The sequence below is a fragment of the Flavobacterium sp. GL_143 genome (assembly GCF_057834355.1).
Window position 1 is genome coordinate 2968128 of record NZ_CM174401.1, and the last position, 14132, is coordinate 2982259.

Annotated in this window: 13 protein-coding genes; 4 read left to right on the forward strand and 9 right to left on the reverse strand. The window is 31.4% G+C overall.

The window, feature by feature from the left end:
* Positions 1-247 precede the first annotated feature (247 nt).
* Positions 248-1684: a S41 family peptidase gene (locus AC3IPI_RS12860; RefSeq protein ID WP_489153123.1), complete on the reverse strand. Its 1437-nt coding sequence runs from the start codon at positions 1682-1684 to the stop codon at positions 248-250.
* Positions 1685-2010: 326 nt separating this feature from the next.
* Between AC3IPI_RS12860 and AC3IPI_RS12865 the strand changes: the two genes are divergently transcribed.
* Entirely contained in the window at positions 2011-2418 is a 408-nt protein-coding gene (locus tag AC3IPI_RS12865; RefSeq protein WP_489153125.1) for a RidA family protein, read from the forward strand.
* Between the two features lie 100 nt (positions 2419-2518).
* Here the strand turns inward: AC3IPI_RS12865 and AC3IPI_RS12870 are convergent, their stop codons facing one another.
* From AC3IPI_RS12870 to AC3IPI_RS12895, 6 genes are all read right to left on the reverse strand, one after another.
* Entirely contained in the window at positions 2519-2893 is a 375-nt protein-coding gene (locus AC3IPI_RS12870) for a DUF2255 family protein (RefSeq protein WP_489153127.1), read from the reverse strand.
* 169 nt (positions 2894-3062) lie between these two features.
* Positions 3063-4136 carry an alanine/ornithine racemase family PLP-dependent enzyme gene (locus AC3IPI_RS12875; protein WP_489153129.1) on the reverse strand — a complete coding sequence of 358 codons (1074 nt, stop codon included), beginning with the start codon at positions 4134-4136 and terminating at the stop codon, positions 3063-3065.
* 41 nt (positions 4137-4177) lie between these two features.
* Positions 4178-4612 (reverse strand): GNAT family N-acetyltransferase, encoded by a 435-nt coding sequence (locus tag AC3IPI_RS12880; protein WP_323490645.1) that lies wholly within the window; start codon positions 4610-4612, stop codon positions 4178-4180.
* A 786-nt stretch (positions 4613-5398) separates the two neighbouring features.
* A complete protein-coding gene (locus AC3IPI_RS12885) occupies positions 5399-5998 on the reverse strand; it encodes an HD domain-containing protein (RefSeq protein WP_489153131.1) in 600 nt (199 codons plus the stop codon).
* A 76-nt stretch (positions 5999-6074) separates the two neighbouring features.
* Positions 6075-6587, reverse strand: a complete 513-nt coding sequence (locus AC3IPI_RS12890; protein ID WP_489153133.1) for a nuclear transport factor 2 family protein — start codon at positions 6585-6587, stop codon at positions 6075-6077.
* Positions 6588-6614: 27 nt separating this feature from the next.
* Positions 6615-8063: a S41 family peptidase gene (locus tag AC3IPI_RS12895; protein WP_489153135.1), complete on the reverse strand. Its 1449-nt coding sequence runs from the start codon at positions 8061-8063 to the stop codon at positions 6615-6617.
* 179 nt (positions 8064-8242) lie between these two features.
* Here AC3IPI_RS12895 and AC3IPI_RS12900 point away from each other — a divergent pair, with 179 nt between their 5' ends.
* The 3 genes from AC3IPI_RS12900 to AC3IPI_RS12910 all read left to right on the forward strand — a co-directional run bounded on the left by AC3IPI_RS12900 (position 8243) and on the right by AC3IPI_RS12910 (position 10723).
* On the forward strand, positions 8243-8461 hold the full coding sequence (locus tag AC3IPI_RS12900; protein ID WP_086894831.1) for a hypothetical protein: 219 nt from the start codon (positions 8243-8245) through the stop codon (positions 8459-8461).
* Between the two features lie 168 nt (positions 8462-8629).
* The gene (locus tag AC3IPI_RS12905) at positions 8630-10165 is read left to right on the forward strand and encodes a YifB family Mg chelatase-like AAA ATPase (protein WP_489153137.1); all 1536 of its coding nucleotides are present in this window, start codon (positions 8630-8632) and stop codon (positions 10163-10165) included.
* A gap of 48 nt (positions 10166-10213) precedes the next feature.
* Positions 10214-10723: a hypothetical protein gene (locus tag AC3IPI_RS12910; protein WP_489153139.1), complete on the forward strand. Its 510-nt coding sequence runs from the start codon at positions 10214-10216 to the stop codon at positions 10721-10723.
* Positions 10724-10784: 61 nt separating this feature from the next.
* Here the strand turns inward: AC3IPI_RS12910 and AC3IPI_RS12915 are convergent, their stop codons facing one another.
* Both AC3IPI_RS12915 and AC3IPI_RS12920 read right to left on the reverse strand, forming a co-directional pair.
* On the reverse strand, positions 10785-12017 hold the full coding sequence (locus AC3IPI_RS12915; protein ID WP_039113916.1) for an RsmB/NOP family class I SAM-dependent RNA methyltransferase: 1233 nt from the start codon (positions 12015-12017) through the stop codon (positions 10785-10787).
* Between the two features lie 142 nt (positions 12018-12159).
* On the reverse strand, positions 12160-14118 hold the full coding sequence (locus AC3IPI_RS12920) for a KUP/HAK/KT family potassium transporter (RefSeq protein ID WP_323490653.1): 1959 nt from the start codon (positions 14116-14118) through the stop codon (positions 12160-12162).
* Positions 14119-14132 lie beyond the last annotated feature (14 nt).

Genomic DNA, 14132 nt, shown 5'->3' on the forward strand with positions numbered 1-14132 from the left:
TTCATTTTGATCCCCTTAATTTTGATGGTAATAATTAAAAACTATGCTAAAATTGAGTTTTATGAATGGCGAAATTTATGAATGCTGAGTTTGAAGATTAAGATTTAATTAAAATTGTCAGTTTTGTTTTATGACATCAAAAAACATTATCTGATTCTAAGAGTTTATTATTTTATGTATAGTATTCTAAATAAAAAAGGGACTAAATGCAGTGTACATTTAGTCCCTTTGTATTACGGTATAAAAACTATTTTCCTTTTAAAACACTTTCATAGCGTTTTGTCAATCCTTCCAGATAAGGAGCTTTAATTTCTGTAGCAATTTCTACAGATTTTTTTAAAGCTATTATGGCGTTACTTTTCTTTCCGTTTTGTTCCAGAAGATCACCGTATTTTAAAAAGGCAATAGGCGATTTTGGATACAACTCGGTATTGCTTTTTAAGATGGATTCGGTAATAAAAGGCTTTGTCTTTGTGTATTGTGAAGCTAATGCATCAATATCATCTTCTTTGTATAAGTTCGATTCAGTTAATTTTTTTACAGCATTAAATATTTGCTGATCCATTTTAGCAGAGTCACCTTCGTTAAGAGGTTTAGTTTGTTGATCCACAGTTTTTTGTAGTTCCAGATAAAGATTTTTAGATTCAGCAGCCTTTTTATTTCTGTAATCAAAAGCAGTTTTTTGTGCCAATTCTACAGCTTTATCATAAGCCATATCTGGAGTAGTTTTATATTCTGGAATTACACCAATACCTTCCCAGTTTGTTTTTGTAATTGGGTTTATTCCAGTTCCGGTAGGAACGAATATTTCTAATCGACTGTTAATTTCATAGGGTTCGCCAGGATTAGCTCCTCCACCAGTTGTTTCTCCAACTAGTGTTGCTCTTTTTTGGGTTTGCATATTATAGCTGAATTCTTCGGCTCCCGAAAAAGTTTTTGGACTAGTAATAATGAACAAAGGAACATCAATCAATTTTTTTCCGTTGACTTCTTTTACCCAAAATTCCTCAGTAAAATTATCTTTTCTAAAATATAAGGTGTTTAGTAATATAGGATCTTTGAAAAAATAACTACATAAATACTGAACAGTTTTTGGGCTACCACCTCCATTATTTCTTAAATCAATAATAATAGCATCGGCATTTTCTAGTAAGCGCATATAAGAATCGATTGTTTGATCGGTTTCGTGTATGAAATTATTATATTTAATATATCCTACATTGCTATCAATTACTTTGGCTTCTCTAAAGCCATTTGCTAGTTTGCGATTGTCGGTGTAATTGTGCAGGTAAATTTCATAAGAATCTTTATTTAAATCTTTTTTCTCATCAACAGGAGGAATAAATTTAGGCCAAATTCCAAGATGCTTATCATTATTAATAAATCGTACTTCTTTTGTTAATGCTACTGCAAAAGAGTCTAATAAGTCATATTTTTTAAATTTACCTTCTTTATATGCGGCTTTTAAATGATTCCCAATTAATTTGGCTTTATCAGGAAATATATAATTTACTTGTAATAAAGAATCGATTTTTAAAACAGTTTCTTTCTTGAATTTCTCCGTAATTGTTTTTTGTTGAGCGCTTGCATTTATTGTGAAAACAAAGAACAGTATTAGAAGAGAAATATGTCTGTGATTAAAATAAGAAATCTTGCTTTTTGAAGGGGGGAATTTGTTTTTCATGATTAGTTAGGTTTGATTGATTGAAATGCTTTGATGCTTAAATAATAAATGGTTACGGAAATATACATGCTAATATATAATTTTATTGTAAATCATTTATAAATAATAAGTTACTCTGTTTTTTTAAACATAATTGAAGTTATAATAAAGAATAGGACTTTTTTATTAGTGATGAATCAATGCGAAGTATTGATTTTTATGGCAATGTAACTAGTTAAATATTTCAAAATGGGAAGTAGATTTATAATTGCATCTTTTAAATTTGTTAAGCTCGAAATTATTTGAGAAACAAAATTGTCAAAATTTAATCATTATTAGAAACAAAAATGAGTGAAAACAATAAGATAAAAGCAGTAACAAGGTCAAATCCAAGTACATTATCAGCTCCAGTTGGTAATTATTCTCATGTTACGAAAATATCAGGTAATGCAGATATTTATACTTTTTCTGGTCAGATAGGTACAAGTAAAGAAGGAGATTTGCCAGATAATTTTAACGAACAAGTAGTTAATACTTTTCAGAATATAAAAGCTGTTTTGGAAAGTCAGGAATTGGTAGCCAATGATGTTATCAAGGTAAATATCTGGGCAACTCAAGAAATAGATTGGGATGCTTTTTATGCTGTATGGAATGCATTTTTTGGAGAAGTATATCCGTCAATGACTGTTGGATATATTACAGCTTTGGGATTACCAGAGATTAAATTAGAAATCGAAATCTGGGCTGCAAAATAGGGATACTGGGGCAGAAATAAATAAAAAACGAGATGGTAATCATCTCGTTTTTTATTTATTTTAATTAGATAGTATTCATTATTATACTCATAATTGATATTTACAAAACTATAAATTCCATAGTTTTTGCAATATGTTCCTCTTTAATTATTCCGTGAGCGTAAAAAGAATTATCACCTGAATCGTACTTTTTTAAGTAGGCTTCGTTTATTTTTTTGTTGAGTAAGGCGATATCTTTTGGTATAATAGCAGATATTTTAATAACTCTTTCTCCACATTTTATTTCTCCATCAGCATCTTTTAGGAATGTATTGTACCAACTTCTTTCAGCAAAACCCCATGATCTTGCAAATATTCTATTATCAATGGTAACCATCCAAATATTAAGAAAGTTTGGTCTTTCATTTCCCGCTTTTATTCCAATAAGATTGTTGTTCTCAATAAAATCGATTGTTTCAGTATCAAAGTTTTTCATATTGTTGTGCTAAAATTATATTTTATATAAGATTGTAAATAAAAGTATTTACTAACGAATATTTTGCACCATTTGATAGAATCGAGTTATTTACAGATAGCATTATAATATTATTAAATTGCGATTGCTATTATATAATTTTATAGATAATTATTTTACAAAGAATTATCTACTCTATAGTTTTTTCGATATAATCGGAGTTTAAAAGATACAGAGCGCCCATGTACCTAATGTTAAACGATACTAAGTCGCCTACTTTATATTTCTTTTTTGACTTAGAAATATCAATTACCAACATATCCGAGCTGGCATCGACAATGCTTATTTCGGCATCATCAGATTCTAAATATTGAGGTTGCATATCGAGTAAACCAATATCCAGAATTGCACGTAAAGAAGTGCCACCAAAATCTTCGGTATCATTCATAGAAAAAGTATTTCCGGCTACATTTTCGCCTAATTCCCCCGTTGGGATATCTGGTTTTTCGGTTATTTCGATAATTTCCGTATAAAGTTTGAATACATCGTTGTGCATTCCTTCAATAGTTTCTCCAGTAAATAAATCTTTCCCAAAGAATAATGCTTCACCAATCCTAAAATGGTTAACCTCCATAGGTCTTGCATTCTTTATGATTAAAGGCAAGGCAACTGAAGTTCCGCCAGAAACCCACGGAATACTAATATTAAATTTTGCTTCGATAAGTTGTTTGTATAAACTTAACTGAATTAGTTTATCCTGAGTAGGCATTACGCCACTCAAGCAATTAAGGTTTGTACCAATACCAAGAACTTCAATATTAGGCAGGCTAAAAACTTGCCCATAAAATTCAACTAAATCTTCGCCCATTACGCCCTCGCGTAAATCACCCATTTCAATCATAATAATGATTTTATGGGTTTTATTTTGTTTCTGCGCTTCGTTAGAAAGCATTTGTATCGTATAAATCTCAGTGTTAAAACTAACATCGGCATATTTTACAATGCTTGCAATACTTCGCTTTGCAGGAGGTTTAATATATACGGTTTGAATATTTGGGTCTAATGATTTAATTTTTCTTAGATTACTAACTCTCGAATCATGAATTTCGGTAACACCCAAAGCAATTATTTCTTTAAGATATATTTTATTACCGCATAAAAGCTTAGATACAACACCCCACTTAATATTTTTGGAAATAAAAATGTTGTTCAGAAAAGTATAATTCTCTTCTAGTTTTTTGCGGTATAATTTGATGAATGCCATTGCGTTCTTTTCTTTTTTTAAATTGAAATACTAGTTGAGGTTTATTTAATTAAACGCATTTCTAGGTATTTATTTGTAAAGCCTAGTTTCTCGTATAAAATTTTAGCTGGATTATCTGGCTCAACATGCAATGCAATATTTCCTTCGGCAGTATCAATTACTTTTTGCATTAATTTCTTTCCGTAGCCTTTTCCTCTTTGGCTTTTGTCGACTGCTATATATACCAATATATTTTCGGGAATATAATCTTTCATTCCTGTATGGTTTAGGACACAAGCACCTACAATGTTTTCTTCTTCTATTGCAAGAACAATTTTTCCGCCTTTTGCAGGGTTCATTACATATGCGATAGCTTTTAATATATCTTCGATTGTATCGCCATATTGTTCCAGATGAGTATGAAGAAATTTAGCGATTATTTCATTAGTAAATGTTTTATCCTCTCCTTGTTCAGGAGTAATTATTTTGAATTCCATTTTGTTATTCTTTTTAGATTATTGTGCCCGATTATGAAATTTTTTCGATAGGCAAAAGATGCAATATAAATTGCAAATTGGTATGTTTTTTAGTCAGATCCCTGATTGGTAAAATCGCATTTGATAAAATGTGCAAATGCGTTTTTTTGACTGAAAACGTGATAGATATTTTCGCAATTTAAGGAAAAATAACCGAAAATGGGCAAAAAGAACCCGCTTATTTTGTTTTGGACAAATAGTAAGCGGGTCGATTTTGTTGTTTTTGGAGGGTGAAAAATATAATCTGTAAGAGGGAATTAACCGCAGAGTTCGTGAAAAATTAACCGCAAAGCAAGCAAAGATTTACGCAAAGGTCGCAAAGTTTAGAATCCTTTTAATCTGTGGCATTAAATTAACCGCAGAGTTGGTAAAGGATTGCGCAAAGACCGCAAAGTTTAAGAATTCTTTTTATCTGTGGCAAAAAAAAGTAGCTCGCAGATTCAGGAGATTTTTTATTTGTGTAAATTTGTGCAATTGCTTCGCCAGTTCGGTCTCGCTCGGGTTGTGGTAAAATAACCGCAAAATTTTTGAAATCTTTTTAATCCTTTTAATCTGTGGCAGTAAATTAACCGCAGAGTTCGCAAAGATTTTCGCAAAGGTCGCAAAGTTTGAATCCTTTTAATCTTTTTAATATGTGGCTAAAAAAACATTAAACTTTATCAAAACAATACTTAATTTTTCTTAATCTCTTAATGGTAAAGAAATCCTTTTAATTTTTTTAAATTCGAGAAATAAAATAAAGTTTATTTAGTTATTTTTCTTCGTGAGAATTCCTTTTTGGACACTTTCGTTAATTAAATTTTCGGCATAATTCCAGATTGTATCAGAACCTTCTTTAATAACTTTTTTCTTTTCGTGAACTTTCTCGTAATCTACATTAAATTCTCTCCAGGTTCCTCCATTATTAGACGTGTTTTGCAAAAGAGGTTCAAGTCTGTCCATCGATTTTGCAAATTTTGCTTCATTGGTTAAACCAGCCTCAAATTCTTCCCAAATTGCAATAAACTCCTGAGCTTGTTCTTTTGGCAAAAGCCCAAAAATTCGTTCAGCAGCAATACGTTCCTCATCGGTATTATCGTGACTTTTTGTGGTGTCATAAATAAAAGTATCACCAGCATCAATCTCTACAATGTCGTGTATTAAAACCATTTTAAGGACTTTAAGTACATTTATAGGTACGTTCGAATGCTCAGCTAGTACAATTGTCATCATTGCCAAATGCCAGCTATGCTCAGCATCATTTTCATTTCTGTCGCTATTGAATAATTTAGTTTTGCGCTGAATGTATTTTACCTTATCAATCTCTTTAATGAAATCTATTTGTTTTAATAAATTATCAGTTTGCATCTCGGTTTTTTTTTAAGTTGTGTAATGATAACAAAGTTATTAAAATCAGCGATAGGACCGTGTTAACTATTTAGGTCTAGTCATTTTTCATGCTATCATGTCCGTAACTAATGATCCTTGAGATTCTCCATTCTCCATCTTTATGTTGCCAAACATGAATAAATTTATAAGTTCCGCTTGGTTTTTCCTTTTCACCTTTATTGGTATGATAAAAATTATGAACGGCTATTTCAACTGCACCATAATTTTTAATTGGATATACTTCTAAGCTACTTTCTATAAGTTCTCTTCTAATGTTGCTTCCTCTTGCACACATTTCCTTAATTGATGCTAATTCGCTTTTAAAAGAAGTTGTTAAACCTCCAAGATCATGGTAAAATTCTAAATCATCAACAAAAAACTTTTTGTAAGCTACAGTATCGCATCTATTAAAGGCAGCAAATAAAGTGCTATCGGCTTTTTTAATTTCGTAATATAATTCACTTTTCAATTCAGGAGTATTCTTTTTTAATTTTTTGACTTTCTGAGCAAAAGTTGAACTTATAGAAAGAATGGAAAGTAGTAAAAGAACAAGGATTTTATTCGACATCTTTTTTTGTTTTGGAATTAGATTGAATTATTTTTTTGTTTTTTGGTTTGCAAGTTTTAATGCAAATTCTAGCTGAACATCTTTGTCCTGAATGTACTCATTTATAGTTGGAGTTATTTTATAATCGGGTAAAATGCCTCGGTTACTATATTTGTCTTTTTTGACTGATAAAACATATTTGGTTGTAGGTATCGAAACATAAATTTGAGTGTTTGGCAAAACCAATTCTACAGCATTGCCTGAAGTATTTCCGAAATAACCACCGCCAGTTTCTTCCCCGATAAATAAGGCCCTATTGTTACTCTTTGCAATAGCACAGAACTCAGCTGTTGTCGAGAAACTCATTCCATCAATCAAAATATAAACTTTACCTGCGAAATTATTCAGACTTGGTTTTTGGGTGGCCAAATTATTTCTACCTCTAAAGTAATCTTCAGATGGGTTTTCCTTCGGTTTATAACTACTTAGGGCGTTTTTGGTTAATTTTTGCGAAGCACTTTCTAGAGAAGTATAATATTCAAATGGAGTATTTGTAAGGTAAGAATATAATAAAGAACCATAAGTATCTCTTCCTCCACCGTTTCCTCTTAAATCGATTATTAGGTTGTCTATTTTCTTATCTTTTATTTCTTTGAATGTTTGCTCTAAAAACGGAATATAGTTTTCTTTTGTCTGGTCGAATATTTCTCCATTAAAAGTTTTGATAGTGAGAAGAGCAATACCATCTTTTTTATAATCGATTGATAAATATTTATCTGGATCAGGTTTCTGATTTTTGCATTCGGTATTTTTATATAGTTCAGAACTGAGATTAATCGTTTTAATTTTGTTATCCTTAGACTTATATTCAATTTTAAAATCGGATTGTTCGCCATAAACTAATCGATAATAAAACCAGAAATTATTATTTAGTATCACATATTTTTTGGTTTCGATTTTACCATCAGATACAATATATTGAAAAAGCTTTTCCTTGATTTCGTTTATTTTAATACCGTTTATGCTTAAAATTTCAGTTTCGGGTAATAGACTTCCTTTTTTGCTACAAACAACATAAGCATTATCGTTTATAAACCTGATTTGTAGCGGAAAGACTTTTGCGTTTTCATCAAAATATTGTTTCAACTCTGGCGATGCTCCTGCATAAAAGTGACCGTCTTGTAAATAACTCAATACGAGTTTTATCTCTGCTAAAAAATCAATTTGAGTGGTGTTTTTATTTATAGATAAAAAATAATTATCAAATAATCGATCTATATTTTTTTTGCTGTTAAAGCGATATAATGAAGGATATGATTTTTGTAGTTGAGTCCTGAAAATCACAAAATCTTGTTTTAAAAGCGGACATTCAATAACTTTTGGAGTATTATCAGAAGCTTTTTCAATTGTTTGAGCAGAACATATATTTATGGAAACAAGTAGTAGTAAAAGTATTTTATATAACCGATTCATCTTTTGTCTTTTTATAGTAGTCATACTAAAGTTGTTTATGTTACAAAGAAGTCGCTATTATAATTTTTGATGGGTTTAATTTTCACAAGTTAAAGTTTTTTATGAACGGATTATTCAACAAATTATACTGTTAAAAAAAATAAGTTGAATGCTACAAGAATAATTTCATTTTACATTTACGTAACCATAAATAAAAAATCAAGATGAATATAGTAAAAATGGAAGATTTAAGCATCGCAGATTTAAAAGCTGCTTATGATTTTAATGCGATGGAAAGAAAAGCTTTGAGGAAATTACTTAAAGCTAGTAGCCGTACGGTAGATTATAATAGTAATGCAGGTTACCAAGAGTTAATGGTAATTCAAGAAAACCTTTATGATGCATTAGAAAATAGGATTAATTCTATTGAGATGATATGGTAGAATTAGAATTCATAGAATTAAAATCTAAGTAGCTTTTTCAAAAAGTTCAAATTATTTTGAATTAATTCATCTATTTATGCAATTAAATAAAAAGTAATTTTTTTACTACAAAATATCGCTTTTTCAATTTATATTTAAATACTTTTACTTTCATAAATAAAAGCAGATATGTTAGTTAAAGTATACGGAAGTGCAGTTTTTGGTGTAGAAGCTACAACTATTACTGTTGAGGTAAATATGGATACAGGAATTGGGTATCATTTGGTAGGTTTACCTGATAGTGCCATCAAAGAAAGTTGTTTCAGGATTGCAGCAGCACTAAAAAATAACGGCTATAAAATGCCTGGAAAAAAAATAACTATAAATATGGCGCCAGCCGATTTGCGTAAGGAAGGTTCGGCATACGACTTAACTTTGGCAATTGGTATTTTAGTGGCTTCAGATCAAATAAAAGCTCCCGAACTAGATAAGTATATTATTATGGGAGAACTTTCGCTTGATGGAAGCTTACAGCCCATTCGTGGCGCTTTGCCTATTGCTATAAAAGCAAAGGAAGAAGGATATAAAGGATTTTTTCTGCCAAAGCAAAATGTAAAAGAAGCTGCAATTGTAGCAGGTTTAGATGTATATGGAGTTGAGAATGTACAAGAAGTAATTGATTTTCTGGAAGGAAAAGGAACGTTAGAAACTACTGTTATAGATACTAGAGCTGAGTTTTATAAAACGTTGGATTTTCCTGAATTTGATTTCTCGGATGTAAGAGGGCAGGAGAGTATCAAGCGTTGTATGGAAATTGCTGCTGCGGGTGGACACAATATAATTCTGGTTGGACCTCCGGGAGCAGGAAAAACAATGCTTGCCAAACGATTACCAAGTATTTTGCCACCAATGACATTAAAAGAAGCATTAGAAACGACCAAAATTCATAGTGTTGCAGGAAAATTAAAAGAAGTTGGGTTAATGAATCAAAGGCCTTTCAGGAGTCCGCATCACACAATTTCGAACGTGGCATTAGTAGGAGGAGGGAGTTATCCGCAACCAGGAGAAATTTCGATGGCACATAATGGGGTATTATTCTTAGATGAATTACCTGAGTTTAAAAGAGATGTACTCGAAGTGATGCGCCAACCTTTGGAAGATAGAGAAGTAACAATTTCGCGAGCTAAGTTTACCGTAACATACCCGTCTTCTTTTATGCTTGTGGCGAGTATGAACCCAAGTCCAAGCGGATTTTTTAATGATCCTGATGCACCACAAAAATCATCTCCACACGAGATGCAACGTTATTTAAGTAAGATTTCTGGGCCTTTATTAGACAGAATAGATATTCATATAGAAGTTACGCCAGTTCCTTTTGAAAAATTAGCGGATGATAATAAAGCCGAAAGTAGTGTGCATATTCGCGAACGTGTTACGGCTGGGTGCGAAATTCAAGCTAAAAGATTTGAAACATTCGAGAATATAAATTATAATGCTCAAATGAATACAAAACAAATCCGTGAGTTTTGTGCGCTTGACGAACAATCAAAGTTATTATTAAAAACGGCAATGGAACGACTTAATCTTTCGGCTAGGGCTTACGATAGAATCTTGAAAGTAGCCAGAACTATTGCTGATTTAGAAGCAGCTCCAGATATTATTTCTTCTCATATTGCCGAAGCAATTCAATATCGCAGTTTAGATCGCGATGGTTGGTTGGGGTAAGAGAAATAATAGTATATTTAAATAATTAATTCTCGACCTATTATAATTATGAAATTACTATTTGTTTTGTTCTCACTATTTATGTTTACAGGAGTGCATTCACAAACGAATGAACTTGCCTTTTTTCTGGATGGAAATTTTGTACACAAAAACGCCATTGCAAATTTTGATGTAAACGAAATTAAAGATATTAATGTTATAAAAGATACAATCACGATTGAAACAGTTAATTATATTGGGAGAATAATGATTACTTCAAAAAATCCAAAAGATGTTAATTTGATGACTCTGAATGATATTAAAAATAAATTCACGAAAAGTAAAAGTAAAAAGTTTCTGTTTGTATTAAATGGAGAAGTTATTCTTAAAGATGTAGGAACTTATAAAATTGACGAAAAATATATATTTAAAACTGATGTAGTTAGTTCTGATACAATTGAAAATTTGAAAGGCACAGATTTAGATATTATTAGTATTCTAACAAAAATCAAAGAGAATACTGAACCTAAAATACTTATTAGAGGAAGTAATATTTTGGATTCTCTAAAACCAGAATAAAAAAAAGGTTTAACATTGAATTCAATGTTAAACCTTTTTTAATTATAAGTATAATGTAGTTTTATGAAGCTACTACTGGAGCATCTTTACGCTCTAATAATGCCATATAAAAACCATCAAATCCAGACTCCGAAGCCAATATTTTTTGGTCTTTTACAAAAGTAAACTGTTTACCGATTTCTGTTTTTAAGAATTTCTCTACTTGTTCTTGATTTTCAGAAGGTAATATAGAACACGTAGCATAAACTAGTTTTCCTCCTGGTTTTACAATCTTAGAGTAGTTCTCTAAAACTTCGGCTTGAACTTTACGAATGTTATCAATAAATTCAGGCTTTAATTTCCATTTAGCATCAGGGTTTCTTTTTAAAACACCTAAGCCACTACATGGAGCATCGATTAAAACTCTATCGGCTTTTTCGTGTAATTTCTTAATTACCTTAGTCGTGTCGATAATACGGTATTCGATATTAAAAGCACCATTACGTTTCGCTCTTAATTTTAATTGCTTTAATTTACTTTCGTATAAATCCATTGCAATTAATTGTCCTTTGTTTTCCATCAAAGAAGCAATATGCAATGTTTTTCCTCCAGCACCAGCACAAGTATCAACTACACGCATTCCTGGTTTTACATCAAGAAACGCAGCAACAAGTTGCGAGTTAGCATCTTGAACTTCAAAGAAACCTTGCTTAAACGCATCTGTTAAGAATACATTTGCTCTTTCTTTTAAAACCAAAGCATCTGGTTGGTTTTTTAAGAATTCGGTTTCGATATTCAAATCCATTAAGATTGCTCTTAACTGCTCTTTGGTAGTTTTTAGCGTATTTACTCTAAGTATAACTTTAGCCGGTTGGTTTTGAGCAGCAATTTCTGTAGCCCAAAGTTTCTCGCCTAATTCTTTAACTCCTAATTCATCCATCCAGTCTGGAATAGATTCTTTAATAGCTCTAGTTTTAGAAAGCTCGTCAAAACGACCTTTTATTTTTCTTTCAGGAACTCCTTCCAACTGGCGCCAATCAGGGATTGGGTAACCTCTTAAAACTGCCCATACTGAGAACATTCTCCAAAGGTTATCTCTGTCAAACGGTTCTTTAACTTCAGCAATTTCACTGTATAATCTTTTCCAACGAACTATTTCGTATATCGTTTCTGCGACAAATTTCCTGTCAGAACTTCCCCAACGTTTGTCTTTTTTTAATGCTCTTGCAACCACTTTATCAGCATATTCACCTTCATTGAATATGGCGTTTAAAGAATCGATGGTCGTATAAACTAAATTTCTGTGTAATCTCATTTTAAATAATTGAGCTGCAAAGGTACTATTAATTGGTTGAAAGTTAAATTTTTAATTTTGAATGTTCTTTTTATATTTTTCGACCAAAAAAAAAACACTCTTTTAAGAATTAAAAGAGTGTTTTGTAAATGTTTATCAAGGCTTAATGAACTCTTGTTAAACCTATGTTTTCTGGAGCATGAAGCACCATTGGGAATTTTTCTATTTTCACAGAACTGCTGTCTAAACCAAAAGCGCGTTCTTCGGATAAACTTAGTTTCTTGATAAAGAAATAAGAATTCATGATAATATTTTCATGCCATCTTAAGTCATTATCGTTAGAAAGGAATTTCTCAGATAACACAAATTTGAAATCTCCAATAATATTATTCTTATTCAATGATTCGTATCGGCTTGTAATATCAACTTCTCCTTTTTTTACCATATCACGAATAACTTCTCTAAACATTAAGTTGATTTTGGTAGGTTCTCTAAATCCTAAATTAAAATCGACTCTATAAATATCGTCTTTTGCAATTTCGGTTACTTTATATTGAGTTTTATAAGGTTCAGTTAAAATATTTACGTGTACAAACCAATATATATCGGCTCTTTTTGGACGCTTTTGCAAAATGGAATAAATTACTTTTTCCTCCAATTCATCTACACGGCTAGCATTGGTCATATAAACCAAATGTGTTGCATATTTAGGAATAGATAAATCCTCGCTCAATTCCATCAAAACCTTTTTATAATCTTCAATCTTGATAACCTTAGTATAGTTTTTATTAATTTTCTTAGCCAGGAACCAAATCGTCATAATAGAGATAAGAACTGCAGCAATAATTAATGTTACATAACCACCTTCGGCAAACTTAGTTACATTGGCAATCAGGAAACTAATCTCGATTGCTAGATAGATAGTTATTAATGGAACCATGAAATATAATTTTACTCGTTTCATAATCAAGTAGAAATTAAGTAAAATAGTGGTCATAATCATACACAAAATAATTGCAAGACCATAAGCATGTTCCATTTTTCCTGATTCTTCAAAGTGCAATACGATACCCACACAACCAAAAAACAATAACCAGTTTATCGATGGGATGTATAGTTGACCTTTTAATTCAGTAGGATATTTTATTTTTACTTTTGGCCAAAAATTTAATCGCATGGCTTCATTTATCAATGTAAATGAACCACTAATAAGGGCTTGCGATGCAATTACTGCAGCAAGTGTTGCGATAACAATACCAATTGGTTGGAACCAACTTGCCATGATTAAGTAAAAAGGATTTCCGTTACCTCCTAATTCTTGTAAAGTACGTCCTTCATGATGAATAAGATAAGCTGCTTGTCCAAAATAGTTTAATACTAATGTTGACTTAACAAATATCCAGCTTATGCGAATGTTTTTTCTTCCGCAGTGTCCCATGTCCGAGTATAAAGCTTCGGCTCCGGTTGTACATAAAAATACAAAGCCTAAAACGAAGAAGCCATCAGGATGGATTGATAATAAATGATAAGCGTAGTAAGGGTTTATCGCTTTAAAAACTTCTGGATGATGTGCAATTTGTATGACACCCAAAGTACCTAACATGGTAAACCAGATAAGCATCATTGGAGCAAAAAACTTACCTACTAATTTTGTCCCGAATTGCTGAATCGCAAATAAAACAAATAAGATTGCAATAACAATAGGAACAGTATTTATACTAGGATAATAGGTTTTAATACCTTCAATTGCCGAAGAAACGGATATTGGCGGTGTAATAATACCATCTGCGAGTAAGGCACTTCCCCCTATAATGGCGGGAACAATCAACCATTTAATCTTTGTTTTTTTAACCAGTGCGTATAAGGCAAAAATTCCTCCTTCGCCATGATTATCGGCACTGAGTGTAATAAGCACATATTTGATGGTTGTTTGGAGCGTTAATGTCCAGAAAACACATGAAATACCACCCAAAACAATATCAGCTTCGATTATATGTTTGCCAAGAATGGCTTTCATTACATATAAAGGAGAGGTTCCTATATCACCATAAATAATACCTAATGTGATTAACAAACCTCCTAACGTTAACTTACTATGTAAGTTCTTGTGTGATGCGCTCATTTAATTTTTTAATT

Bases quoted from the DNA above. Each gene is read 5' to 3' on its own strand.
- AC3IPI_RS12920 (WP_323490653.1), bottom strand. From the start codon at position 14,118: ATGAGCGCATCACACAAGAACTTACATAGTAAGTTAACGTTAGGAGGT.
- AC3IPI_RS12865 (WP_489153125.1), top strand. From the start codon at position 2,011: ATGAGTGAAAACAATAAGATAAAAGCAGTAACAAGGTCAAATCCAAGT.
- AC3IPI_RS12870 (WP_489153127.1), bottom strand. From the start codon at position 2,893: ATGAAAAACTTTGATACTGAAACAATCGATTTTATTGAGAACAACAAT.
- AC3IPI_RS12880 (WP_323490645.1), bottom strand. From the start codon at position 4,612: ATGGAATTCAAAATAATTACTCCTGAACAAGGAGAGGATAAAACATTT.
- AC3IPI_RS12885 (WP_489153131.1), bottom strand. From the start codon at position 5,998: ATGCAAACTGATAATTTATTAAAACAAATAGATTTCATTAAAGAGATT.
- AC3IPI_RS12895 (WP_489153135.1), bottom strand. From the start codon at position 8,063: ATGACTACTATAAAAAGACAAAAGATGAATCGGTTATATAAAATACTT.
- AC3IPI_RS12875 (WP_489153129.1), bottom strand. From the start codon at position 4,136: ATGGCATTCATCAAATTATACCGCAAAAAACTAGAAGAGAATTATACT.
- AC3IPI_RS12890 (WP_489153133.1), bottom strand. From the start codon at position 6,587: ATGTCGAATAAAATCCTTGTTCTTTTACTACTTTCCATTCTTTCTATA.
- AC3IPI_RS12905 (WP_489153137.1), top strand. From the start codon at position 8,630: ATGTTAGTTAAAGTATACGGAAGTGCAGTTTTTGGTGTAGAAGCTACA.
- AC3IPI_RS12910 (WP_489153139.1), top strand. From the start codon at position 10,214: ATGAAATTACTATTTGTTTTGTTCTCACTATTTATGTTTACAGGAGTG.
- AC3IPI_RS12860 (WP_489153123.1), bottom strand. From the start codon at position 1,684: ATGAAAAACAAATTCCCCCCTTCAAAAAGCAAGATTTCTTATTTTAAT.
- AC3IPI_RS12900 (WP_086894831.1), top strand. From the start codon at position 8,243: ATGAATATAGTAAAAATGGAAGATTTAAGCATCGCAGATTTAAAAGCT.
- AC3IPI_RS12915 (WP_039113916.1), bottom strand. From the start codon at position 12,017: ATGAGATTACACAGAAATTTAGTTTATACGACCATCGATTCTTTAAAC.